Source organism: Flavobacterium sp. GL_143 (assembly GCF_057834355.1).
Genome location: NZ_CM174401.1, coordinates 3,864,826 through 3,890,820, shown reverse-complemented (window position 1 = coordinate 3,890,820; position 25,995 = coordinate 3,864,826). Strand labels below are relative to the sequence as shown.

Below are 25,995 nucleotides of genomic sequence, written 5' to 3'. Positions count from 1 at the left end.
ATGCTAAGGTTCTAAGGCACTGAGAACAGATACTTTTTGCCACAGATTAAAAAGATTCTATCCCAAAGCTTTGTAAACTTCGCGTATCCCGACGCTTCGGGATTGCGTTCTCTGCGGTTAAAACATATAAAACTTTGCGACCTTTACAGTTAAATTCACCCAAAACTTTGCGAACTTTGCGTATCCCGACGCTTCGGGGTTGCGTTCTCTGCGGTTAAACACACATAGAACTTTACGGTTAAATACACCCAAAACTTTACGTACTTTGCGGTAAAACATCTTCTAAATACGATAAAAATGAAACTACGATTATTATTTTTTTTGTGTGCTGCTACTTTTAATAGCTTTTCTCAGAATAACGTATTGGTTTTTCAATCTGATTTTGGGTTAAAAGATGGTGCCGTATCTGCTATGAAAGGAGTTGCAATGGGCGTTTCTACCGATTTGAAAATATTCGATTTAACACACGAAATCCCAGCTTACAATATATGGGAAGCTGCCTATCGCCTATCCCAAACAGCACAATATTATCCCACAGGAACAGTCTTTGTTTCGGTTTGTGATCCCGGAGTGGGAACAGCAAGACATTCGGTTGTATTGCTTACTAAATCTGGTCATTATTTTGTAACTCCAGATAACGGAACTTTAACTCTGATAGCGGAACAATTAGGAATTCAGGAAATTCGCGAGATTGACGAAGTCAAAAATCGTCGTCAGGACTCAAATGAATCATATACTTTTCATGGTCGTGATGTGTATGCATATACTGGCTCACGCTTGGCATCCAAAACAATTACTTTTGACCAAGTCGGACCAAAATCACTTAATGAAGTAGTAAAAATAGAATACCAAAAACCTGTTTTCGAGAAAGGAATCATCAAAGGAGGAATTCCGATTTTGGATATTCAATATGGAAATGTCTGGACAAACATCGACAAAAAAACTTTTGCCAATTTAGATTTGAAAGCGGGAGATATGGTGAAAATTCAAATCTTCGATGGAACTAAAAAAGTATATGACGGCAAACTAAAACTAGTACATACTTTTGGAGAGGTAAAAATCGGAACCGATGTTTGCTACTTTAATAGTCTTTTAAACTTTTCATTGGCAGTAAACCAAGGTAGTTTCTCCGAAAAACATAAGGTTTATAGCGGAGCATATTGGAATATAATAATTAGTAAATAGCTTAATTATTAAATAAAAAAAGGTGTTCATCATTACAATGAACACCTTTTTTAGTTTTTAGAATTCTCTAATTTTTAAGAGAAGCCATATCTATTACAAAACGATATTTTATATCGCCTTTTAATAATCTTTCGTAAGCATCGTTAACACCATTCACGCCAATAATTTCTATATCTGCGGTGATGTTATGTTTCGCGCAAAAATCAAGCATTTCCTGAGTTTCGGCAATTCCGCCAATAAGAGAACCAGAAAAACTTCTTCTGCCTAAAATAAGACTAAATGATGTTACAGGAAGTGGATCCATCGGTGCACCTACTAATGTAAGCGTTCCATCTACTCTAAGTAAATTTAAATACGCATCGATATCATGTTGAGCCGATACACAATCTAAAATAAAATGAAGGCTTTTAGCATGTTTAGCCATTTGTTCGGCATCGCTAGATAATACTACTTCGTCTGCTCCCAAACGTTTAGCATCTTCAGTTTTAGATAACGAAGTAGTAAAAACTACAACATGAGCGCCCATTGCTTTTGCAATTTTAATACCCATGTGTCCTAAACCACCAATACCTACAATACCAACTTTTTGTCCAGGACCAACTTTCCAGTGTTTTAAAGGAGAATAAGTTGTAATACCAGCACAAAGTAAAGGTGCAACACCGGCAAGATCTAATTTATCAGATATATGAAGAACAAAATTTTCATCTACAACAACACTCTCAGAGTATCCACCAAACGTTTGTCCACCAAGATGTTTATCCGGAGAATCAAATGTAAGTGTACTTCCTGAATCGCAAAACTGCTCTAAATCTTCTTTGCAATGTTCACACTCTCTACAAGAATCGACCATGCATCCTACTCCAGCTAAATCTCCTACTTTAAAGTTTTTTACATGATCTCCTACTTTGGTTACTCTACCTACAATTTCATGTCCCGGAACTATTGGGTATGTCGTACCGTGCCACTCGTTTCTAGCTGAGTGAAGATCAGAATGACAAATTCCGCAATACAAAATATCAATTTCTACATCATGAGCCGTTACCGCTCTACGTTTAATGTCTAATGTTTTTAATGGTGCTTCAGCAGCTTCAGTACCAAATGCTTTTATGTTTTTTGTTTCCATAGTTTTATAGTTATATTTAATTCTTGTTTACAAACAAATTCAAACTCAGTTTTTAAATAGATTCATTGCTAAAATTATTTAGAAAAACTGTTGTATTCTTCATCAGTAACCTGTTCCATCCAAGTCCCGATGCCTTTATCAATCTCGGTAATAATTGCTATATGCGAGAATCGACTATTTGGTGTTGCGCCATACCAATGTTCTACCCCTGGCAAAATGGTAAGAACTTCTCCTTTATGAACCAATCGTATTGGTGTACCTCTTTCCTGAAAATATCCAACACCTTCAGTCGCAACAAGTAATTGCAAAGCCGAGTTAGTATGCCAATTATTTCTAGAACCTGCCTCAAAAGCAACTTCTTTTATAGTAGTATTACGTGGCTGAATATCGCTAGTACGTTTTTTATAAGAAACTGCGCCTGTAGTATATTTATTAGGAACTATTCCTTCTTCGATAACTGTTGTATAATGTGTTGACATAAATTAGTTATTTGTTGTAGTTTAATTTATTATTTAATGCTAACCCAATGAAAACGCAACCAATTTAAAAACAGTAAATTACAAAAATATTCTCTTATAATAATGTAGAGAACAAAAAATTAAGAATTACTTTTTTTAAGCTTGTTTTTAAATTAATATTGGATGAAACAACACACCTACCTTAAAATTATTTAAAGCTATTGTATTGTTCGTCAGTTACTCTTTCCTGCCAATCTACAATACCATTTTGAGTATTAGTACTTATTGCTATATGAGTAAATTCACTCTCTGGAGATGCACCGTGCCAATGTTTAATATCTGGTAAAATAGAAACAACATCACCTACATTAAGTAACTGAATTGCTTTTCCTTCTTCCTGATAGTACCCTACTCCATGAGTAACTATAAGAACTTGACCTCCGGGATGAGTATGCCAATTGTTTCTTGCACCGGGTTCAAAAACTACATTTCCCATAACAACATTTAGTGCGCGATTATCAGGAACAAGAGTTTTTACCCATGCATTACCAGTAAAATAATCTGCTGGTGCAGGATCTCCTTTAGGGAAAATTGTATTATTGATTTGTTCTTTCATAATTATTCTGTTTTAGACATCAGATAGAAACTAAATTTTGAAGTAGTGGTCAATAATAACTTCGACCATATTATTTAGCTAAACAATCTAATATTGGTTAATACTAATTATTTCAATGCAAATTTACTTTGGCAAAGACATACAGATATAACGATTATCAAACAAAAAATTAAGAATTTCAAACAATCTACACTCTTAAAGTTTTAGGTATTGTTCCTGTAAGTCTTTTAAAGTAATTATTAAAGTAGCTAGGATACTCAAATCCTAACGAATATCCGATATCAGCAATACTCCAATCTGTATGTTGCAAAAGTGCTTTTGCTTCGCTAATTATTCTTTCGGTAATATGTGCTGTGGTCGATTTTCCTGTAATTTCTCTCACCGAACGATTCAGGTGGTTTACATGTACAGCAAGATTTTGAGCATAATCCTGTGGTGTTTTTAACTTAAGCGGTTGGTTCTTGGTTTCTATAGGAAATTGTCTTTCTAAAAGTTCAAGAAAAAGAGTTGTTATTCTCGAAGATGCATTTTTATGCTTAAAGAAATTTTCCGAAGGTTGCATCTTAAGCGCCTCATGTATAATAAGGTTGATATAATTACGAATTAAATCATCTTTAAATATATAGTCAGTATTTTGTTCCGAGAGCATTTTCTTAAACATAGTAGCAATAAAACTCTCCTGTTCAGCAGTTAAAGAAAAAATAGGTGTCCCTCCTATTTTAAATAATGGAGATTCGTTAAGACTCTGAGAACGATCTTGTTTCTTTATAAAATCTTCAGTAAAAACGCAGGCATATCCATTGTAAGATGGTGATATAATTTCCCAAGAATAAGGAATATGAGGATTACCAAAAAACAATATAGTACCATCAGTCTCAATACCTCTGTCGGCATAATGAATAAAACTCTTGCTAGTATTAATGCATATCTTATAAAAATCTCTACGATTATAAGTAGGAATAGCATTAACACCACTTTTTACTTCATACACCTTAAAGCCTTTTAACTTTAAGTCATTAGTAGTAAAATCCGAAGCCTGAGAAACAATTTGATTATCCATGATGCAAAGTTAAGAAAATCAAATATAACTCAAACTAAAATTATTGCAATCAGTTTGTTATTATTCACCACAAAATTAAAGCATTAAAAATAGAAAATCCGTTTAATCCGTGTTTTCGCCTTAGCGAATCCGTATCATCCGCGTATCCTTTTCGCAAAGAGTTAGCCACAGATTTATAAAACAAAAAATCCGTTTAATCCGTGTTTTCGCTTTAGCGAATCCGTATCATCCGCGTACCATTTTCGCAAAAAGTTAGCCACAGATTTAAAGGATTAAAATGATTCTAATACGTACTTGGGATTTAAAAACTTTGCGAACATTGCGTATCCTTTTGCGCCCTTTGCGGTTAAATACCACACAACAAAAAACTAATAAAAATTGGCTATTAATGTAAGTTGTTTAAGGTCTAGTAATTGTATTTTCCGACCTTCCATCCAGATAAGATTATCTTCTTTAAATTCATGAAGTACTCTTGCCAGTGTTTCATTTGCAGTACCTGCCATGTTTGCCAAATCGGCTCTGGAAAGCATTATAAAAACCTTTTTTTCGATATCACTTATTTTATACTTATCATGTAATATTAGTAAACTAAGAGCGACTCTTTCCCTTACAGTTCGTTGAGATAATACAGCCATGAGGTTTGCCATAACACTAAATTCATGGCTTAAACTTTTTAATAATAATCTGGAAAAAACTACCGAAGTGTTCAGAATATGAATAAAATCGTCTTTAGAAATAAATGAAATGATGGCATTTTCTATAGCAACAGTAGTATCTCCATACGATTCCTCACTTAAAATGGCCGAATAGCCAAAAAATTCTCCAGGATTGTAGATGTAAATTATCTGTTCCCTGCCGTCGTTATCAACTTTGTATTTCTTTATTTTACCAACCTTAACATAAAAAATACCCGTTGGTAAAGTTCCTTCGGTAAATATAGCTTCATGTTTGCGATATTTTTTATTATGCATAACCTCTTCGAGCATATCCTTATCATCTTCAGGAAGCTCATTTAAAAGATATTGGTTGTTAAAAATAAATTTTGATATCATAATAAACTCAAAGTTAAGCTATTTTCCTTCCTACTTTGTAAATATTGATTTAAATCAAATTTAAGCATCATTTTAGTCGTTATAATCTATTTTAAAGCTACTTACCTTTGTTTTATTCAAAAATTAAGTCACATTATACATTTTATAATAAAATGATATAATATAAAAACAAAAATTATGTTTATTCCTAGAAGTCTTTATTACACTAAAGACCATTTGTGGTTACGAAAAATTGGATCATGCGATTTCTATATTGGTATTACAGATTATGCTCAAAAAGAAATTGGAAAAATTGATTCAGTTGAACTAAAACTAGAAAGCAATACTATTAAAAAAGACGAAACATGGGGAACTATTTATGGTACAAATAAAACTTTTACCCTTATCTCCCCTTTAGATTGTGAAATCACAGTAACTAATTGTATCTTAGAAAAAAATGCATCGCATATTAATACCGATTCTTATTATAATTGGCTCTTAAGAGTAGTTATCACAATAGATAACAGTACTTTTTTGACCAATGAAGAGTACATACAGCTAACAAAATGATTTTTAAAAACCTAAGACAAAATATTGATATCGAAGACAGTACATTTAATCAATTGTACCCAACTCGTATTCAAAGACTTTCTGAACGACATTGGACACCTGTAGAAATAGCCAAAGTTGCAGCCGATTACCTAGTCGACAAACCTTATAAAAAGGTATTAGACATTGGTGCCGGAGCAGGAAAATTTTGCTTAGTGGGAGCTGCATCTACAAGAGGCTTTTTTTATGGAGTAGAACAAAGAGAATCACTCATAAAAGTATCTAAGAAAATAGCCGAAAAACACGATATAAAAAATGTAGAATTTATTCATTCAAATATCGATCAAATCTCATTTTCAGATTACGATGCGTTTTATTTCTATAACTCCTTTTACGAGAATATAGATATTACCTGTCCGATAGATAAAATCATACTTCCAGAAAAAGAATTGTTTCACACCTATTCTAATTATGTGAGAGAACAACTCGGCAAAACTCCCAAAGGCACAAGGCTCGTAACCTATTGGAGTACTTGGGAAGAAATTCCAGAAAGTTTTGACCTCGAAGAATCTGCCTGCGATGGAATATTGAACTTCTGGAAGAAAAAATCCTGATTCTTTATTGCAATTTATACAAAAAAACCTGCCCGAAAATGATTTTCCGGGCAGGTTTTCTGCTTTAATAATAAAAGCAATAACTATACTGCTTTATTTAAAACTGCAACAACTTCTTTCCAATTGTTAACCCTTAAATGATGAGTTTGGTTTATATTATGAAACGCCGTAAACATAATAGGTTTTCCCATACAATAATCCAGATTCTTAGCATGATCATCAATCATATAATCTGTATTAATAATTCTTTTGCTTCCGCATAAAATAATATTTTCCCATTTTATAAAAGGAAAATGCTCCTCAAGCCAGAATACTTTTTCAGAAAGAGACATCGGAAACTCCATGGCTGCAGAAACTATAAAAAGCTCATAGTTTTCTTGTAATTCAAGTAAACTCTCCACAGCATTAGGCATTACAGGTAATGTTCTAAAAAAATTCTCCGAATTTAAAATCCTACGCAAAATAGCTCTCTCCTTAAAAGCTTCCTCTTCAGTTAGCCCCTGAATACTATCTTTTGTAATCGCAGTTCCAAATTCATTATTATAATACGTGATTAAATGCGCCTCAATATCCGCAAGTACGCCATCCATATCGATAGCAATTGTTTTCTTATTCATGATAAATTATTTTGCGACAAATTTATGCAAAAATTGCAATATATTGCAATTTTAACTTATTTTTGCAATATAAATCCGCAACACATGAAAAAGGAAGAACGTCAGAACGTAATTTTAGAATACCTTTCCAAAGAGCACAGAGTAACGCTAATAGAGCTTAGCGAATACTTAAACGTATCCGAAGATACCGTAAGACGCGATGTAAAAGAACTTTCTGATCAGGGATTACTCAAAGCAGTACGAGGCGGTGCAGTAGCTCCATCGCCAATACCGCTACATTATAGAAATAGAGAAAAACATGACCTCGAAAACAAAAAAATTATTGCCGAAAAAGCAATATCATTCCTAAAAGATGGTCAGGTAGTATTTATCGATGGCGGAACAACCTCAGTAGCATTAGTGGCAAGTTTTCCTTACGATTTAAAAATAACAATCATTACAAATAGCTTTCCAGTTGCGGCATTAGTAGAAGATTTGCCTAATATCGAACTAATTTTTGCAGGCGGAAAAATGTGCAAAACATCATTTGCAACCTCCAGTATCGAAACAATAGATTTCTTCAGAAACTTTAGAGCCGATGTCTGTATCTTGGGAGTTTGCAGCATACATCATGAACGCGGAATTACAGGCATTATGTACGATGATTCGCAAATTAAAAAGAACATGATACAAAATTCAAATTTTGTTATCGCATTAAGTTCTATCGAAAAAGTAGGAACTGCCGAAGCTTATTTTGTTTGCCCAATCAAAGACATTAATGTTCTCGTAACAAATAATGATCCCGAAGACAAACTATTAAAACCTTATAAAGACGCAGGCGTAACAATAGTCTAATACTATTTATAAGGAGCTAATCCAGCCATACACTGTATCTTTGCTTGCCTAAAGAAGGCAAACAAAGGATGCCGTTACTGTCTGGGCTAGGACTCCCGTTTTCCTAACAAATATAAGTTTAGACAAATCTTTACTACCTAAAAATCCTTTCAAAATCAAGATTCTGAAAGGATTTTACCCTTGTAAAAGTTTAAAACTTTGACTAAGGTTGTAATGGAGAATTTAATAGTGAATCAAATTGCAGAATCAGTTTCAAAATACAACATAACATACAAAATAAAGTCTCCCAGAACTCAACCTAAAATATCGTTTAATGAAAAGTAAACTTCTCTTGTTGCTTTAAAATTCCAATACTAATTTTTCCATTTTTTTTTAAATATGGACTTAGAATAATATATTTCTCTCCGGGATAAATTATACTATAACTAAATGTGGTGTCTATTAATTTTATTTCTAAGTGATGTATTCCTTCTTCATTTATAAAAACTTTAATCGTTTCATGTGTAGGAACAACATTGGTAGATTTTAAATATATTTCCTTAACTTTCTTCCTGTCTAAATTTATTTCAACTTTCAAGTCATCGAGCTGGCTATTTTTTGGCTGTTCAATCGAGATTATAAACTCTTTATTAGTACAACTTATCAAAAAAAACATCATTATAATTACTATTGTAAACTTTCGCATTATTGATTAATTTTTTAGAAGTTTTTAAAAATAAATTTAACCTTATAAAAGTACTAATTTACTCAACAACAACTTTCATTTTAAAAAACTTCATTTCCATTAAATACACAAAAAAACCTCTTGAAATTTTACTTTCAAGAGGTTTTGTAATCTAAAACAAAATTGCTTTTCTATTTCCAACCACCACCTAAGTCTTTATAAATATAAACTGCAGCATTAAGTTGTTCTTTTTTAGTATCTATTAATTCCAGTTTAGCTTCCAGAGCATCACGCTGCGTCATTAAAACTTCAAAATAATCAATTCTGGCAGATTTAAATAAATCATTAGAAATATCAATCGATTTGTTTAACGCATCTACTTGTTGCGATTTTAAATCATAACCTTTTTGAAGGTTATCTATTTTAGAAAGCTGATTAGAAACTTCTAAATAAGCGTTCAGAACCGTACGATCATAATTATACAAAGCCTGAAGTTGTCTTGCATTTGCACTTGCAAACTCCGCTTTAATCGCATTACGATTAATTAATGGCGCAGCTAAATCTCCTGCTAAAGAATAAAGCAATGACTCTGGCATAGTAAACAAATATGATGGTTTAAATGCTTGTACACCTATTGCAGCCGAAATATCTAGTGACGGATAAAATTCGGCACGAGCTACTTTAACATCCAGTTTTGCAGCCACTAACTCTAACTCTGCTTGTTTAACATCTGGACGATTCGCTAACAACTGCGACGGAATCCCAGAACTAACCGATGAAGGCAACAAAGCCAAGAAGTTACTATTATCTCTTTTAATCTCTTGAGGATAACGTGCTAACAAAAAGTTGATTTTATTCTCTGCTTCTTTTATCTTCTGAAGAATCTCGAATTCCATACTTTTTGAGGTTAAAACTTCAGCCTGAAATTTCTGAACACCCAATTCTGTTGCTCTTGCTGCTTCCTTCTGAACTTTTACAATTTCCAAAGCATTCGTTTGCAATTTTATCGTCTGCTTTACGATTTCTAGTTGGCTATCAAGAGCTAATAATTCATAATAAGAATCAGCAACTTCTGCAATAAGATTTGTAATTACAAAGTTTTTCCCTTCTACAGTCGCTAAATATCTGCTTACTGCTGCTTTTTTAGAATTGCGCAATTTTTTCCAGATATCTACTTCCCAATTTGCATAAGCTGAAATAGTAAAATCACCCAGTGGATCTGGCGTTTCTCTACCAGGAGTTATTTCAGTAGAAGCATCACCAGCACCCTGGCTAGTATATCTTCCTACTTTCTCTACTCCTGCACCAGCACGTACGCCAACAGTTGGCAACAATAATCCTTTTTTAACACGAATATCATTTTTGGCAATTTCTATTTCTTGCAAAGTGATATTTAACTCCTGATTGTTTTTTAGAGCAACATCTATTAAATCTACAAGGTTCTGATCTTTAAAGTAATTATTCCACTTAATAGCCGACATATTTGTCGTGTCTTTCTTGTCTCCAAAAGACTCAGGAACTGGAGTCTTTGGAGTTTCTGCTACTGTTTCTGGAGTCTTGCAACTTACTACAGCAAGACAAAGCCCTAAAGCAATAGCATATTGATGTAATTTGAATTTATACATGATTGTTATCAATTTCTTCTGTTAATGGGTTTTCTTCTTCATGTTTTACCAGCTTGTGTTTTTCGGCAATTCTACCAAATATGTAATACAATCCCGGAATAACAAATACACCACAAATTGTACCTATAAGCATACCTCCGGCAGCGGCAGTACCAATGGTTCTGTTACCAATTTTACCTGGTCCCGTAGCAAAAGCAAGTGGCAATAATCCGGCAATAAAAGCAAATGAGGTCATCAAGATAGGACGGAACCTCGCTTTCGCTCCCTCCATTGCGGCTTCAAGTACAGATTTACCTGCTGCATGCCTTTGTATAGCAAACTCTACAATCAATACGGCATTTTTACCCAATAAACCAATAAGCATTACCATGGCAACCTGAGCATAAATGTTGTTTTCTAATCCTGTTATTTTTAACAGAAGGAAAGCTCCAAAAATACCTGCCGGCAATGAAAGAATTACAGATAATGGCAAAATAAAACTCTCATATTGGGCAGCTAAAACCAAGTACACAAATCCCAAACAAATCAAGAATACCCAAATTGCCTGATTACCCTGTGCAACTTCATCGGCAGAAATACCCGCCCAATCAATATCATATCCTCTAGGTAGCTTTTTGGCAGCAACGTCCTGAATTACTTTAATAGCTGTACCAGAACTGTATCCCGGAGCTGCACCACCACTAATTTCTGTAGAATTGTACATATTATGTCTTGTAATTTCTGAAAGACCATATACTTTTTCTAATTTCATAAATGCCGAAAATGGCACCATTTCGTCATGGTTGTTTTTTACATAAAGCTTTAAGATATCATCAGGTTGTGCACGATATTCTGGAGCAGCCTGTACGATTACCTTATAGTTAATTCCGTATTTAATGAAACTAATTTCATAGTTACTTCCCACAAGAGTCGATAACGTATTCATCGCATTTTCGATAGAAACTCCTTTTTGTTGAGCTAGATCATTATCGACCTTCATCATATACTGAGGGAAACTCGCACTAAAGAAACTAAACACGTTAGATAACTCAGGTTGTTTGTTTAATTCTTCAACAAACTCTTTATTAACAGCTTCCATTTTTTTAAAATCTCCCGAGCCTGTTTTATCAAGCAAACGAAGTTCAAATCCTCCTGCTGCTCCATATCCTGGTACCGCTGGTGGTTGAAAAAACTCAATATTTGCACCTGGAATATCTTTCGATTTTTCTTCCAGTTCTGCCATAATCTCCACTACAGATTGTTTACGATCGTTCCAATCTTCTAAGTTAATCAAACAAGTTCCTGCATTAGATCCTGTACCTTCCGTCAGAATTTCATAACCTGCAAGGGCAGATACTGATTTTACCCCCTCTACATCTTCAGATATTTTTTGCAGTTTTAATGCAATATCATTTGTTCTTTCTAATGATGAACCTGGAGGTGTTTGTATAATAGCATAAAACATACCCTGATCCTCATTTGGTATAAATCCAGAAGGAACTGTGCTACTAATAAGCCATGTTCCTGCACAAAATCCTAGAAGTGCGATAATAGTAACAGCTCTTCTATTTACAATTTTGGCTAATACATTTTGATATTTGCCTTGAGCAAGATTAAACTTGTTATTAAAACCATCTATAAATCTGTTTACAGGCGTTTTCTTTTTAGGTTTACCATGATTATTTTTTAACATCATTGCACAAAGTGCAGGAGTTAAAGTCAAGGCAACAATACCCGAAAGTATAATTGCTGTAGCCATCGTGATGGAGAATTGTCTGTAAAAAACTCCTACAGGACCAGACATAAATGCTACAGGAATAAATACCGCAGCCATCAGGAAAGTAATTGCAACAATAGCACCCGCAATCTCATGCATTGCTTTTTTAGTTGCTTTAAAGGCTGAGAGATGTTCTTCTTCCATCTTGGCATGGACGGCTTCGATTACCACAATCGCATCATCGACGACGACTCCAATCGCCAGAACCAACGCAAATAATGTGATTAAGTTCAATGAAATATCAAAGAATGTCATGAAAATAAAAGTTCCAATTAAGGAAACTGGTACTGCAATCGCAGGAATAACCGTAGAACGCCAATCGCCCAAGAAAAGAAATACAACAAGTCCTACCAGAATAAAGGCTTCGATTAAAGTATGAATTACTTTTTCGATAGAAGCATCTAAGAATTTAGAAACGTCATAAGAGATTTCATAATTCATTCCTTTTGGAAACTTTTGCTTAATTTTTTCAAGTTTAGCTTTTACATCTTCAATAACCTGATTTGCATTACTTCCAAAAGATTGTTTTAATACAATCGCAGCAGATGGTTTTCCATTTAAATTAGAATAAATATCATACATCGAACTACCAAATTCAACTTTGGCAATATCTTTTAAACGCAAAAGCTCTCCGTTACTATTAGATCTAACTACTATATTCTCATATTGCTCTTTTGTTGTAAAACGACCAGAATATTTTAATACATACTCAAATGCCTGAGAACGTTTACCTGAACTTTCTCCTGTTTTACCAGGCGAAGCTTCTAAACTCTGACTTGATAATGCCTCCATTACTTCATCGGCAGAAATTTTGTAAGCCAACATACGATCAGGTTTTAACCAAATACGCATTGCATATTCACGAGTACCTAAGATATCTCCTGATCCTACTCCATTTACCCTTTTTAATTCTGATAGTACATTGATATCTGCGTAATTGTACAAGAACTTCATGTCGGTATTTTTATCCGTACTATAAAGATTCACATACATTAACATACTAGGAACTTCACGCGTAATCTTTACACCTTCACGAACTACCAATGGAGGTAATTTATTGGTAACCGAAGCTACTCTATTTTGAACATTAATGGCTGCCTGATTAGGATCTGTTCCTAAATTAAAAACCACTTGAATACTTGCTTCACCGTCATTTCCTGCATCAGAAGTCATGTATTTCATTCCCGGAACTCCGTTTAAAGCTCTTTCTAAAGGAATAACAACCGATTTAATCATCAATTCCCCATTAGATCCAGGATAATCTGCTGTAACATTTACCATCGGTGGAGAGATGGAAGGGAATTGAGTAATAGGTAAATTCATCACCGACAATATCCCTAAAAAGACAATTATTAGCGATATTACTATCGACAGTACAGGTCTTTGTATAAATTTATTAAACATTTATTTGTATTTTTTTAATGATTAAACCACATTATGAAATGTAGGCTTGTGAAATGTGAGTTGTGAAATGTAAACTGAACACTGTCACCGTAAACTGTTACTGAACACTGAACACTTCCCCCTACTCCGCTTTTAATCGTAAATTATTAATCACTTTTTGAGGAGCGATATAGCTAAATTTAATCTTATCATTATCTTTTACTTTCTGAACTCCTTCTAGTAAAATTTTATCATTTTCAGTAAGTCCGCTGCTTATTACATATAGATCTGGGATTTCGCCAGTAATACTGATTTCTCTAGAACTCACTTTATTATTTTTATCTACAATAAAAACATATTTTTTATCCTGAATTTCGTAAGTCGCTTTTTGTGGAATCACAATAGCATTTTTAAGCGGTACAAGCATTTGTACTTGTCCTGTTTCTCCGTTTCTAAGTAATTTAGCCGAATTAGGGAATCTTGCTCTAAAGGCGATATTTCCTGTTTCATTATTAAATTCACTTTCGATAACTTCTACGTTTCCTTTATCTTTAAAAAGTTGACCATTTGCTAAAACCAAATTCACTTTAGTTTCTGCACGATCTTTTACATCCGTTTGATATTGAAGATATTCTGGCTCAGAAACGTTGAAATAAGCAAACATCTGACTGTTGTCTGAAAGACTTGTCAATAATTCGCCTTCGTCTATAAGACTTCCAAGTTTTAACGGAATACGATCGATTGTTCCGTCAAACGGAGCTCTGATTTCGGTAAATGACAAATGTAGTTTTGCCAATGCAACCTCTGCTTTTGCAGCCTGAAGTTTTGATAATGCTACCGCTTGTTCGTTTTTAGAAACGATATTTTTGTCTGCCAACATTTTAGTATTCTGCAATTCGATTTCAGCAGCTTTTTGTTCTGCCTGAGCTTTAAGTAACTCAGCTTCATACATTTTTGGCTGAATTTTAAACAACAATTGTCCAGCCTTTACAAACTGTCCTTCATCAACATAAATATTTTGTAAAAACCCTTTTTCCTGGGCGCGGAGTTCGATGTTACGTACAGATTTGATCTGCGAAACATACTCTTTAGTAAACGAAGTGTCTATTTTTACAGGGTTTGTTACTGTAAATTTTTCAGCTTCTTCTTTTTCTTCTTTTTTAGTTGTACAACTAGTTAGGCACACAAGGACTATTAAGCCTGTGAACAAGATAATTCTCTTCATGGTATAAATTGGAAATTAAGCGATTGAATGCTTGGAATGCAATGATTCCTTTGGATGTTAAAAAGACATCAGTAGCCATAGTTATGCACGAACAGTCATACAAGAAGAAGTACTAAATATACAACAACAAGATATGCATCATAATCACACTTTAGGTAACCGATGTATCTTGTTTATCAGATTCTTAATACTCGTTGAGTAATATAAATAGGATTGGATTGGCCACAAAATGGCGTGAAGATTTTAAAACTATTTTGATGATGGTCTAAAATAGATTGACAAGAGAGTGTCAAATACCAATTATCTAATAAGCTATAATTTCCTGTAAAAAGTTTATCAGAAATTCCATCTTTGATATCTCCTCCAAGGTGTTCCTCGTCGATATCAAAATCGGCATCTTCAATTAAAGAACTACCTGAATCCTGATTAGTAAATTTTACTCGGTGTTTTTTCTCTAAACTATGAGAAGAAGAATTTTGATGTGTACCGGCATTAAGATATTGACCTCCGCCTAGCAGAAGCAAACTTAAATACACAAATATCACAACGATTTTTTTCATTTGGGGTCAAAAGTAAACAAAGTATTGAAACAAAAAAAGAATTTTCACTAGGCTTTAACAAGTAAAAGCCAACGAAAACGTTTTCTTCTGGTTATTAAATTGTTATGAGCAATAAGTCTTGTAACAATTTCTTAAATTAATGGCATAAGTCTCATTTTTTTTAGAAATATCTTATCCAATTAGAAATTATATAATTTCAAAAGTCTCCAAAGAAGAAATCTATGCTTAAATTCATTTTACAATAGAATTTGATAAAACAATTATCACAATTAATTTAACTTAAGTTATTATTTAGAATTAAAACAATTAATAAATTAGCAAGTAATAAAAAGCCAACCAACTGAATATAAACATGTAAAGAGAATAAAATCCGTTTTAGTAATATAAACTAGTTATAGATGAAACTATATAAAGGCAATTCAAAATCGAATATTGGTCAATTACTTATCAAAGTAGAAAAATTCAGAAAAAAATGTAGTTGGAACTACAAATATGCTTTAGGCAAGTGGGATTTTATGAAAGAGGAAAAGACCAGATATGAAAAGATTATTGAATTCATCAAAGCGTCTCCTATTAAAAAACCAAAAATACTAGACTTAGGCTGCGGATATGGAGCCCTAAATTTTTATTTAAAAGAAACTGATTATTCTACTATAACAGGTGTAGACTTATCTTCTGTAGCAATTAGTAAAGCTAAAAAACAAAATTTCATAAACTCTACTTTTATAACTGCTGATATTAATAAATTTAATACCAATGAGCATTATGATATTGTCATTTTTAATGAAGTTCTTAGCTATTTGGAAAATCAAGAAAATATAATTTCAAAATTTGTTAAGAATACCGATACCGATTATTTGATAATTTCTCTGTTTAAAAATTCAGATACTATTATAGAAGTAGTACCTAGCAAATATACATTATTAAAAAAAGTACTAGTAAAACAATCTAATGAAATCTTCTGGCATATTTATCTTTATAAAATTAAACCTAGAGTATTGAGTCTAATTCTATTCTTTTATGCAGATGTCACTGACTTAGCTCTGTTCTTTTAAATTTACTTAGATATTTTAAAAGTAGAAATTAAATTTTCTTCGTGTCTATTTTGCTTAATATGACAAGAATCATATTTTGTAAAAAAGTCAGGCCATAACTTTGTGTTTTCTATAAGTAAATGAAAACCCTTGCCTATATATTTTTAATAACTATGATTTTAAGACCTGTCTTTCCTGTCTTAGATTACATTATTAATTATGATTATATAGCGACTGAACTTTGCGAAAACAAAAATCAACCAGAATTAGATTGTAAAGGGAAATGTCATTTAAAAAAGGAATTAGGAAAAGCAACCGAAGATGATTCATCGTCTTCATCAGAGAAAAAGAGTTTTCCTACTGGATTAGATCTATTATTCCTTGAAAAAATCAACTCATTTAATTTTAAACTCATTTTCAAATCCATTTTGAAGAAAGATATTTTGCCTATTAATCTATATTCTCATTTCAATATTGATTTAATATTTCATCCACCTACTCTTCAGTATTAATTTTCGGAATTTTTATTAATTGTCTTATCGGTAATACAAACCGACAAGCTGCTTATTATCCATTTTTAAATTTAATACTTATGAAAAATTTTAAATATTTATCTATTCTTTTTGTTGCAGTTACTCTTTTTTCTTGTTCTTCTGATAGTGATTCTACACCCGAAAAATCTATTGATGAAATATCAGGACTTACAAAAATTCAAGAATTATCTAATGATAATCATATCATCGAACTTTATTCTGAAACTGGAAAACTAACCCAAGGTTACAACAAGATTTCATTAAGAATAAAAGACAAAAACACCAATACATACATTACCAACGCTTCCTTAAATTGGATGCCAATAATGAATATGGCAACCATGCAACATTCTTGTCCTAAGTCTCTAATCGAAAAGGTTTCTGATAAACAAACACTATACGATGGTACTATTATTTTTCAGATGGCTCAAAATGACAAGGATTTTTGGGAATTAAAAGTTAACTATACTATTAATGCTGTAGATTATACTGTAACAGCACCTATAAGCGTGTTTGCAGCTGAAAAACGTACTGTAAACTCTTTTACAGGAACTGATGGTGTTAGATATATTTTGGCTTACATAGCTCCTAAAAGCCCAAAAATTGGATTGAATAATATGACGGTAGGGTTATATAAAATGCAAGACATGATGACGTTTTCTGTGGTTGATAATTTTAAAGTAAAAATTGACCCAAGAATGCCAAGTATGGGCAATCATAGTTCTCCAAACAATACCGATTTAACACAATCGATAGCGCAAGGATTTTATAACGGAAATCTTTCCCTGACTATGACTGGTTATTGGAAAATTAACCTCCAACTCTTAAATGCTTCTGGCGAAATATTGAAAGGAGAAGAGTTTACTCCCGAAAATACCTCAAGCAGTCTCTTCTTTGAGATTGAATTTTAATCATTTTATTAGTAACAAAATAAGGACTAAGTGGCAACGCTTAGTCCATCCCTATTTGTGATATTATGAAAATTATAGCAACAATTCTGTTAGCAGCATTTTCAACTATTTGCTTTGCACAGAAAAAAGAAAAAGATAGTATTTCGCCCATTGATCTTAATGAAATTATTGTTATTGGAAAAAAAACGCCAGTATCTCAAAAACAACCTAAATCTCTTGCGACTGTCGAAGAATATTTACAACAATCATCTAAAGTAAATATGGTACGAAGAGGCGGATATGCACTCGAACCTATTATCAATAGTATGGCTACCGAACGAACTGTTATCACAATTGATGGTATGCGTATTTTTGGAGCTTGTACCGATAAAATGGATCCTGTAACTTCTTATGTCGAAATATCAAACTTGTCTGAGGCTAATATTGCTTCAGGTCAGCAAGGAAGTTGTCATGGCCCTACAATTGGCGGAGGAATTGATTTAAAACGAACCAATCTTACTCAAAGAGAATTAGGATGGAATGGGAATTTAAGAACGGGATATGAAACCAATAATCAGCATAAGATCATAGGAACATCTATAGGTTACAACAATAGTTCTTTTTATATCAATACTGATTTTATGTATCGTGATGCAGAAAATTACAAAGCGGGAAACGATGAAGAAATAAACTTTTCGCAGTTTACAAAATACAACCTATCGGCAACAGCGGGTTATTATTTAAACAAAAAGAGTTTAATAGAAGGTTCAATAATTTATGATAAAGCTACAGATGTAGGTTATCCTGCGCTACCAATGGACGTTTCTTTGGCGAAAGCCACAATAACTTCGTTGCGTTATAGCTATACTCCTGCTTCTGAATATTTTACCAATTGGGAAACCAAAGTATACTTTAACACCATTACTCACAGAATGGATGATACAAAAAGACCAAGCGTCCCTATTCATATGGATATGCCGGGTTGGTCAGACACCTACGGATACTACTCTAAACTAAAGGGGAAATTTAAAAACCATCATTTCATGGCAAACCTGAATAGTTTTTATAACAAATCGGTTGCCGAGATGACAATGTATCCAAACAATCCCAAAGAAAATGCAATGTTTATGTACACTTGGCCCGATGTGCGAACATTTTATAACGGACTATATCTAGAAGATGCAATACAAATTTCTGCAAATGCCGATATTAAACTTTCTGCAAACATCGGCATGCATTCTAATAAAGTGGCTGATGAATTTGGTTTACAAAGTCTACAGATTTTTTATCCTGATATGGATGCATCCAAAAATAGAATTCTGAAAAGCCTTTCTGGGAATTACCTCGTGCATCACGATAAATTAGAATATGGTTTTGGTTTAGCCTACGGCGAAAGAGCACCTTCAGTTTCAGAAGGATATGGATACTATTTGTACAACAGTAATGATTTTTATGATTATGTAGGAAATCCAAATCTGAGAAACGAAAAATCATTTGAAGCTAATCTCTCATTTGGATTTAAAACCGAAAAATTTACTTCAAGATTAACTTCTTCCTTTTTCCATATTCAGGATTATATCGTCGGGAAAATTGATACTAACATACAACCTATGACTATTGGAGCCTCGGGAGTAAAAGTATATAATGCATTAAATTATGCTTCAATTTTTAATACCGATTTAAACCTGGAATATAAAATAACCGAAAACTGGAATTTCAAAACCATGTTCGTTTATAGCTACGGAAAAGATGATGATAACAATAATCTGCCATTTATAAGTCCGTTGCGTTATTCGGGAAACATACAATATAAAAAGGAAAACTTTAATTTAGGATTTGGTGCATCTGGAAATCTGGCACAAACAAAATTCGCTTCGGTATATGGAGAAACCAAAACACCTGATTATGTAATCTTTAATTTCAATTCTGGATATACATTTCCATGGAACGATAACAAGTTAAATGTTCAGGCTGGAGTCGAAAATATTCTTGATAAATATTACACCACATTCTCTGATTGGAATAAAATTCCGAGACAAGGACGAAACTTTTTTATTAATGTTTCTTATGTTTTGTTTTAAGTAATGAAAATTAGGATTCTGATTATTTCTTAATTCAGAAATGATTAATTTTGATATCAACAGTAAATAAAAATCTTGTTTACTAATAATTACTTCTGTCATTAATCGTAAGAAAGAACTAAAATTATGTGGCACAAAACCAAATTAACCAAAATTCTGAAAATTAAATATCCTATTCTTCAAGGTCCATTGGGTGCAGGTTTTTCTACTGTAGATTTACTTACTTCAGTTTCAGATGCGGGAGGTTTGGGTAGTTTTGGAGCTTATACGCTTACACCACAAGAAATTCTGGAAGCTGGCAATAAAATAAATGCAGCAACAGACAAACCATATAATATTAATTTGTGGGTATCGGATGTCGATGAACGATTGAAAAATTATTCACCCGAAAGTTTAGCAAGAATAACAAACTTATTTAAGCCTTATTTCGATCAATTAAACATTCCGATTCCTGATCTAAATATTGACATTCCATCAAAATTTGAACAGCAAGTTGAAGTTCTTTTTCAGATAAAACCTGCCGTTTTCAGCTTTGCATTTGGAGTTCCATCAGAAGATATATTAAACGAATGCCGCCGTTTAGGGATTAAAACTGTTGGTAGTGCCACTACGCTTGATGAAGCTTTATTTCTCGAAAGTCATAGAGTTGATGCCATTGTTGCAGCAGGTTTTGAAGCTGGCGGTCATCGCTCTTCTTTCCTAAAACCCGCAGAAGATTCTTTAACAGGTACATTTGCCTTAGTACAACAGCTGAAAGCCAAGATAAAAACACCCATTGTAGCCGCCGGAGGTATTGTAGATGGTAAAGGTGTTGCTGCAGCACTTACTTTAGGTGCTGATGCAGTACAATTAGGTACCGCTTTTTTAGCTTGTGATGAATCGGGTGCCACACCCGAACATAAAAAAGCATTATTCTCTGAAGCTTCACAATATACCATACTTTCAAAATCGCTTACTGGAAGAATGGGAAGAATGATGACCAATCGCATTGCCGAAGAAATAAAGTTTGAAACCGAAGTATTACCATTTCCGCTTCAGACAAGATTAATAGCTGCTCTTAAAACTGCTGCATTCGCTCAAGGAAAAACGGAACTGATCAATTTCTGGTCTGGGCAAAATGCAATTAATCTAAAGCATACTAATGCCAAAGAATTAATGCTCTCCTTAATTAATAAAACTAATAAAATATTGAAATAAATCCATATTTAAATTCTAACCAAACAAAAATATGAATGCAAATAGTGCAGGGCAAAATAATGAAACAATCAAAAAAGTATTACCACTTATTTTGGCGACTTCTATTTTTATGCAAATGCTTGATTCTACCATCCTTAATACGTCGATAACTTCTATTGCCAAAGATTTAAACGAATCACCGCTGGACATGCAAAATGCTATTATCAGCTATGTTCTGACCTTAGCGCTCTTTATGCCTGTTAGCGGATTTTTATCTGATAAATTCGGCACCAAGAAAGTATTTATGTTTGCGTTATTGTTATTTAGTGTTGGGTCATTATTCTGTTCGCTTTCCCAAAATTTAACTCATTTGGTTTTTTCCCGTGTGATTCAGGGTATTGGAGGAAGTTTAATGACACCAGTAGGAAAGCTTGCACTTATTAAAACATTCCCTAAAAAAGAATTATTAAAGGCAATGAATTTTGCTATTATTCCTGCCTTAATTGGTCCGGTATTGGGTCCATTGGTTGGTGGGTATATGGTCGATTATTTATCATGGCACTGGATTTTCCTGATCAATATTCCGTTTGGAATTATTGGTATTCTTTTAAGTTTAAAATACATGCCTGATTACAAATCACCTATAATCGATTTTGATTTAAAAGGCTTCCTTATCTTTGCAGCAGCTTCACTCCTCTTGTCTATTTCTTTAGAATTATTTGGCAACACAGTTCAGTTAACGCCTGTTTTACTGATCTTAATGGCAGGTTTTTTAATGTTGTATTGGTACTATCGCCATGCCGTGACAGACAACAATCCTCTTTTTCCTTTAAATTTATTTCAGGTAAGAACCTTTCGTGTGGGCATAATAGGTAATCTCGCTACTCGTTTGGGGTTTAGTTCAATCCCTTTATTATTACCCATGATGATTCAGATTGCTTACGGTCAATCGGCAGTAACCTCGGGGTGGATTGTCGCTCCTATGGCTCTCACTGCTATGTTTGGAAAATCGGCAGTAATTAAAATTTTAAATACTTACGGATATAGAAAAACTTTAATGGTAAATACTTTTATTATCGGTGTACTAATTTGTGCTTTGGCAATTCCATCCATTCATACTTCCATTTACTGGTACGTTCCCATTATTTCGGTATTAGGATTCTTTAACTCCATACAGTTTACTTCTATGAATTCTATTTCTATTGCCGATTTAAGAAACTATCATACAAGTAGTGGTAACTCATTAGTTTCTGTAAATCAGCAGTTGGCTATTGGTTTTGGTATTGCTTTCGGACTATTGGTTCTCAAAATTTTTCAGGGTGATGTAAAACTCATTCACAACGAAATTCACAATGCTTTTCGATATACATTTTTAGTTGTAGGCTTTTTGACAATTCTATCTGGTTTAGTTTTCAGAAGACTGCATGATAAAGATGGTGACAATTTAAAGTCAGGAATTTAACTGCATTTTTTTGCATCACCATAGCGACAAATTACTTGATATAATTTTATAAAAAAGCCTGTAAACATAATAATTTACAGGCTTTTTTTATATCTCTTTTTTCTTTTCTTCTATATATTTATCGTCGAATAAATGATTGGGCTTCATTCTTTTTGTGCAAAAGCATTGAGCAAAATCATCACTAAAATATGGAATTTGACCTTAATCATTTACCGCCAAATTATTCCCGTAAATTTTATCAATTTCTATCTCAACGCGTTTATGAGTTGCATTTTTACATGATTTGTCAGATGGTCTTAACGGCTTTTCTTTATATATTTTTTCTAAGTTTAAAAAGATAAAAAAAAATACATGAATAAATAGTGACAGAATAAATTTCATATGTTCAAGGTTGTTCTCTTATAGACAGCATTAATAATATAAAGGTTACATGTTTTAATCATTCTTTATTAAATAGCCCAAAAAGCTTTCAAATTTAGAACCATCCGAACAATGTAAAAAAGCCTTATTGGTGATTTTTAAGCCACTCTAAACGTCTCTGATCTGCAAGATGTTTCACAGAAAAATTTTCGAATTTTGCTTCAAATCCGTTTCCATCAGGACAAGCTGCCATAAGTCCTACCATAACAGGGATATTATCCTGTAATGGAGCATTACGGGTCAGAATATAGTTTTTATCATCCAAAGAATAATAAATTTCTACAGCGTCTAATCTGCGTACAGCCTTAATCCATACAAAAAGAGGTACTTTGTCCAGTACATTCACACTCCAGTCACTCTTTTCATGTGTTACAACCGTACTGATATTAAATTTACCGTCTACAAATTCAACACCGGTTTTAATGTAATTTTTTTCATCTACACGAATCATAAGCCCCATCTGGTCGAAACGGGTTTTATAATTTCCTATTAGTTTTACTTTTGTTTCAAATTCACCTCCGTACATACTGTAATAAAATGGACCATCGTCAACAGTAAATCCATAATGCGAGATTCTCCAATAATCACTTTTTGGTGTAACCTGCATAATTAAGCTATTGTCTTTTATCTGCCATTTTTCAGGTTCATTAAACCAATGCATTTTTTCAAGACTCTGTGCATTTATTTCAGTTAAGCTCAGTAAGAGCCCAATAGCTAATATAGTTTTTTTCATAAGTTTGTTATAGATTTGAAATGTTACCTTGTGCGTTCCAAAATTATAAATTAATATTCTACATCAAATGGCTATAAATAACCATCAGGATACTGAAAATATTCGTGAGTTACTTGATATAAAACTATTTTCTCAGCCTTTTTCAGGTTTTTCTCAGCCTAATATGCAACTCGACGATGGTAAAATGATCGCTAAACTTTACGCCAAACTAGAAAACACCATTAGTGTACTTAGCGATTTAAAAGAAAGAAAAAGTTATATTTATTCTGGCGGAATCGCTCAGCAGCTGGGATTTGAACCTAAACAAACAGCCATAAACTCTATTTGGGAAGATGAATTATTGAGCCGGGTTCATCCGGAGGATCTTCAGAAGAAATACCGCCTCGAGTTTCAATTTTTTAAGCTACTGAAATCTATTAGTTTAAATGAGCGCCTTAATTATAATGTAATTACCAAACTGAGAATTAAAAACAACGAAGGTAAATATCTTTTGATAAAACATCGCTTACTATACCTTAGCAGCACAGATGAAGGAAATGTTTCACTAGTACTTTGCTTATACAACATGGTATATGATTATCCTGGATTTGATGTTCCTGATGGAGTGATTATTAATACCGCTACAGGGGTAATTTTAGATAGCGAACAAGGACGTTTTGATGATTTGCTATCGATAAGAGAAGGAGAAATTATTCAGCTTATTAATTTGGGAATGCGAAGCAAAGAAATCGCAGATAAACTGTCCCTGAGCATACATACTGTAAATAGGCATCGCCAAAATATTTTTGAAAAACTCAATGTCAATAATGCCATGGAAGCCTGCAGAATTGCAAATGCCACGGGATTAATACCACGTTAGAATTTCCAAAAAAAAGAAGGGATAGTTTTTCAATTCAACTATCCCCTACTTCAATAAAACCAACGAATTAAATAATTATCATTTATTTTTTAAATTAATTCCAACCACCACCAAGAGCGCGATACAAGTTTACAACGGCGTGCAGTTTCTGGCTTTGATCATCAATACCTCTTAATTGTGCATTTAGTAAGTTTTGTTCGGCAGTTAACACATCGGTATAATTAGTCGTCGAATTGTTTAATAATTCTTTATTAAAATCTACCGCTTTAAATAATGCTTCTAACTGTTTTTTCCTTTTTTCTTCTTTTAAATCAGCATTATCATATTTAGACAATGCATTAGAAACTTCCTCACTCGCTTTTAACATTGAAAGTTCAAAATTATAAAGCGCTTCTTTTTGCAAAGACAATGCTGTTGCCAATCTCGCTTTATTGATTCCTTTATTAAAAATTGGTTGTGCAAGCCCTCCGGCAATATTGCCAAAAAGTCCACCGTTTGTAAACCAGTCTTTTAATCCGAAGCTTGAAAAACCAGCTGCTCCACTAATAGTCAAACTAGGATAAAAATAAGCTCTCGCTACATTACTTTCTTCAAATGCAGCTCTAAAATTATATTCCGCTTGTTGTACATCTGGTCTGTTTGCCAAAAGCTGCATCGGAACTCCAATTTTTAAATCATAAACAAGCTTTTGTTGTTCCAGAGAACCACGTACAATCTTAGTTGGAGATTTTGCTAAAAGCACACATAAAGCATGTTCGGTTTCGGTTATCTTTTGTTCTATATCCGGAATCGCTAATTCAGCTTCATAAAAATTGGCTTCACTCTGCACAACAGCTACTCCATTAATAATAGAATTTTCGAAAAGAACCTTAATTGTTTCGGCATCTGTTTCTCTATTTTTGGCTGTCTTTTTAAGTACTTTTAATTGTTCGTCGAGTATAAGCAACTCATAATATGAATTGGCAATATTGGCTATTAGTTGAGTCTGAATAGCACGTTTGGCAGCATCTGTAGCCAATAAATTAGCAATAGCACCTTTTTTGGCACTTTTTAATTTTCCCCAAACATCTACTTCCCATCCTGCGGTAATACCCAAATCATATTGTGTTGATTGGTCAAAAAGTCCAAACCCTTGCGGGAAAGCCAATCTGGATTCTTTTACCGAGACATTCCCATCTACCGAAGGCAAGAAAGCAGCTTTTTTCAGTTTAAGATTTGCTGTAGATTGGTTAATGCGTTCAACCGCAATCTTTAAATCCAGATTTGCTGCCAGTCCATCGGAAATAAGCTGTTGCAAAGCTACATCAGTAAATAGTTCCGACCATTTCATCATTGCCATATTTGTAGTATCCTTATTTTCAAGCTCACGATATTCTACTGTCGTTGCGGGTTTTATATATGGTTTCGTGATTTTACACGAACTCCATATACTGGTAACAATCAGTATAATGACTATTAATTTATAATTGTATTTCTTCATTATTATATGTTTTTATTTTTTTTATTT

Annotated in this window: 24 protein-coding genes; 11 read left to right on the top strand and 13 right to left on the bottom strand. The window is 33.2% G+C overall.

From position 1 onward, the window contains the following. The first annotated feature begins 297 nt into the window (after window positions 1-297). The gene (locus AC3IPI_RS16650; RefSeq protein ID WP_489154220.1) at window positions 298-1,185 is read left to right on the top strand and encodes an SAM hydrolase/SAM-dependent halogenase family protein; all 888 of its coding nucleotides are present in this window, start codon (window positions 298-300) and stop codon (window positions 1,183-1,185) included. A gap of 67 nt (window positions 1,186-1,252) precedes the next feature. On the opposite strand, the gene AC3IPI_RS16645 is transcribed toward AC3IPI_RS16650, so the two are convergent. The 5 genes from AC3IPI_RS16645 to AC3IPI_RS16625 form a co-directional block, all read right to left on the bottom strand. Further along, a complete protein-coding gene (locus AC3IPI_RS16645; RefSeq protein WP_323490280.1) occupies window positions 1,253-2,308 on the bottom strand; it encodes an NAD(P)-dependent alcohol dehydrogenase in 1,056 nt (351 codons plus the stop codon). A 74-nt stretch (window positions 2,309-2,382) separates the two neighbouring features. Further along, a complete protein-coding gene (locus AC3IPI_RS16640) occupies window positions 2,383-2,787 on the bottom strand; it encodes a cupin domain-containing protein (protein ID WP_039118517.1) in 405 nt (134 codons plus the stop codon). A gap of 187 nt (window positions 2,788-2,974) precedes the next feature. After that, a complete protein-coding gene (locus AC3IPI_RS16635; protein WP_489154217.1) occupies window positions 2,975-3,382 on the bottom strand; it encodes a (R)-mandelonitrile lyase in 408 nt (135 codons plus the stop codon). A gap of 187 nt (window positions 3,383-3,569) precedes the next feature. Beyond that, the gene (locus tag AC3IPI_RS16630; RefSeq protein ID WP_039118516.1) at window positions 3,570-4,442 is read right to left on the bottom strand and encodes a helix-turn-helix domain-containing protein; all 873 of its coding nucleotides are present in this window, start codon (window positions 4,440-4,442) and stop codon (window positions 3,570-3,572) included. Between the two features lie 368 nt (window positions 4,443-4,810). Then, complete coding sequence (locus AC3IPI_RS16625) at window positions 4,811-5,494, bottom strand: Crp/Fnr family transcriptional regulator (protein ID WP_039114420.1); 684 nt, start codon at window positions 5,492-5,494, stop codon at window positions 4,811-4,813. Between the two features lie 177 nt (window positions 5,495-5,671). On the opposite strand from AC3IPI_RS16625, the gene AC3IPI_RS16620 reads away from it, so the two are divergent. After that, window positions 5,672-6,043 carry a glycine cleavage system protein H gene (locus AC3IPI_RS16620; protein WP_039120345.1) on the top strand — a complete coding sequence of 124 codons (372 nt, stop codon included), beginning with the start codon at window positions 5,672-5,674 and terminating at the stop codon, window positions 6,041-6,043. Next, window positions 6,040-6,636: a methyltransferase domain-containing protein gene (locus AC3IPI_RS16615; protein ID WP_039114423.1), complete on the top strand. Its 597-nt coding sequence runs from the start codon at window positions 6,040-6,042 to the stop codon at window positions 6,634-6,636. Before AC3IPI_RS16620 ends, AC3IPI_RS16615 begins: the two co-directional genes overlap by 4 nt. 83 nt (window positions 6,637-6,719) lie before the next feature. On the opposite strand, the gene AC3IPI_RS16610 is transcribed toward AC3IPI_RS16615, so the two are convergent. Further along, window positions 6,720-7,253 (bottom strand): 5' nucleotidase, NT5C type, encoded by a 534-nt coding sequence (locus AC3IPI_RS16610; RefSeq protein WP_489154213.1) that lies wholly within the window; start codon window positions 7,251-7,253, stop codon window positions 6,720-6,722. An 84-nt stretch (window positions 7,254-7,337) separates the two neighbouring features. Between AC3IPI_RS16610 and AC3IPI_RS16605 the strand changes: the two genes are divergently transcribed. Next, entirely contained in the window at window positions 7,338-8,087 is a 750-nt protein-coding gene (locus AC3IPI_RS16605) for a DeoR/GlpR family DNA-binding transcription regulator (protein ID WP_039114520.1), read from the top strand. Between the two features lie 310 nt (window positions 8,088-8,397). Here the strand turns inward: AC3IPI_RS16605 and AC3IPI_RS16600 are convergent, their stop codons facing one another. From AC3IPI_RS16600 to AC3IPI_RS16580, 5 genes are all read right to left on the bottom strand, one after another. Continuing rightward, the gene (locus AC3IPI_RS16600; RefSeq protein ID WP_131450984.1) at window positions 8,398-8,772 is read right to left on the bottom strand and encodes a hypothetical protein; all 375 of its coding nucleotides are present in this window, start codon (window positions 8,770-8,772) and stop codon (window positions 8,398-8,400) included. 170 nt (window positions 8,773-8,942) lie between these two features. Continuing rightward, complete coding sequence (locus AC3IPI_RS16595) at window positions 8,943-10,376, bottom strand: TolC family protein (protein ID WP_489154210.1); 1,434 nt, start codon at window positions 10,374-10,376, stop codon at window positions 8,943-8,945. Further along, on the bottom strand, window positions 10,369-13,536 hold the full coding sequence (locus tag AC3IPI_RS16590) for an efflux RND transporter permease subunit (RefSeq protein WP_039120341.1): 3,168 nt from the start codon (window positions 13,534-13,536) through the stop codon (window positions 10,369-10,371). Before AC3IPI_RS16590 ends, AC3IPI_RS16595 begins: the two co-directional genes overlap by 8 nt. Window positions 13,537-13,657: 121 nt before the next feature. After that, window positions 13,658-14,740, bottom strand: coding sequence for an efflux RND transporter periplasmic adaptor subunit (locus tag AC3IPI_RS16585; protein WP_489154207.1), 1,083 nt, complete (start codon window positions 14,738-14,740; stop codon window positions 13,658-13,660). 176 nt (window positions 14,741-14,916) lie between these two features. Beyond that, window positions 14,917-15,300: a hypothetical protein gene (locus AC3IPI_RS16580; RefSeq protein ID WP_086894477.1), complete on the bottom strand. Its 384-nt coding sequence runs from the start codon at window positions 15,298-15,300 to the stop codon at window positions 14,917-14,919. 398 nt (window positions 15,301-15,698) lie between these two features. Here AC3IPI_RS16580 and AC3IPI_RS16575 point away from each other — a divergent pair, with 398 nt between their 5' ends. The 6 genes from AC3IPI_RS16575 (at window position 15,699) to AC3IPI_RS16550 (ending at window position 22,476) form a co-directional block, all read left to right on the top strand. Then, window positions 15,699-16,355 (top strand): class I SAM-dependent methyltransferase, encoded by a 657-nt coding sequence (locus AC3IPI_RS16575; protein ID WP_489154205.1) that lies wholly within the window; start codon window positions 15,699-15,701, stop codon window positions 16,353-16,355. A gap of 152 nt (window positions 16,356-16,507) precedes the next feature. Then, a complete protein-coding gene (locus AC3IPI_RS16570) occupies window positions 16,508-16,846 on the top strand; it encodes a hypothetical protein (protein ID WP_489154203.1) in 339 nt (112 codons plus the stop codon). Window positions 16,847-16,926: 80 nt separating this feature from the next. Next, on the top strand, window positions 16,927-17,778 hold the full coding sequence (locus tag AC3IPI_RS16565; protein WP_489154201.1) for a hypothetical protein: 852 nt from the start codon (window positions 16,927-16,929) through the stop codon (window positions 17,776-17,778). Window positions 17,779-17,843: 65 nt separating this feature from the next. After that, on the top strand, window positions 17,844-19,838 hold the full coding sequence (locus AC3IPI_RS16560; protein WP_489154199.1) for a TonB-copper family protein: 1,995 nt from the start codon (window positions 17,844-17,846) through the stop codon (window positions 19,836-19,838). 126 nt (window positions 19,839-19,964) lie between these two features. Next, complete coding sequence (locus AC3IPI_RS16555) at window positions 19,965-21,035, top strand: NAD(P)H-dependent flavin oxidoreductase (RefSeq protein WP_489154197.1); 1,071 nt, start codon at window positions 19,965-19,967, stop codon at window positions 21,033-21,035. A gap of 31 nt (window positions 21,036-21,066) precedes the next feature. After that, window positions 21,067-22,476, top strand: coding sequence for an MFS transporter (locus tag AC3IPI_RS16550; protein ID WP_039116749.1), 1,410 nt, complete (start codon window positions 21,067-21,069; stop codon window positions 22,474-22,476). A gap of 505 nt (window positions 22,477-22,981) precedes the next feature. Here AC3IPI_RS16550 and AC3IPI_RS16545 read toward each other — a convergent pair. After that, on the bottom strand, window positions 22,982-23,629 hold the full coding sequence (locus AC3IPI_RS16545; protein ID WP_489154194.1) for a DUF1349 domain-containing protein: 648 nt from the start codon (window positions 23,627-23,629) through the stop codon (window positions 22,982-22,984). A gap of 67 nt (window positions 23,630-23,696) precedes the next feature. Between AC3IPI_RS16545 and AC3IPI_RS16540 the strand changes: the two genes are divergently transcribed. Then, window positions 23,697-24,488 (top strand): response regulator transcription factor, encoded by a 792-nt coding sequence (locus AC3IPI_RS16540; RefSeq protein ID WP_086894484.1) that lies wholly within the window; start codon window positions 23,697-23,699, stop codon window positions 24,486-24,488. Window positions 24,489-24,582: 94 nt separating this feature from the next. Here AC3IPI_RS16540 and AC3IPI_RS16535 read toward each other — a convergent pair whose 3' ends face one another. Further along, on the bottom strand, window positions 24,583-25,968 hold the full coding sequence (locus AC3IPI_RS16535; RefSeq protein WP_489154192.1) for an efflux transporter outer membrane subunit: 1,386 nt from the start codon (window positions 25,966-25,968) through the stop codon (window positions 24,583-24,585). Window positions 25,969-25,995: the final 27 nt, after the last annotated feature.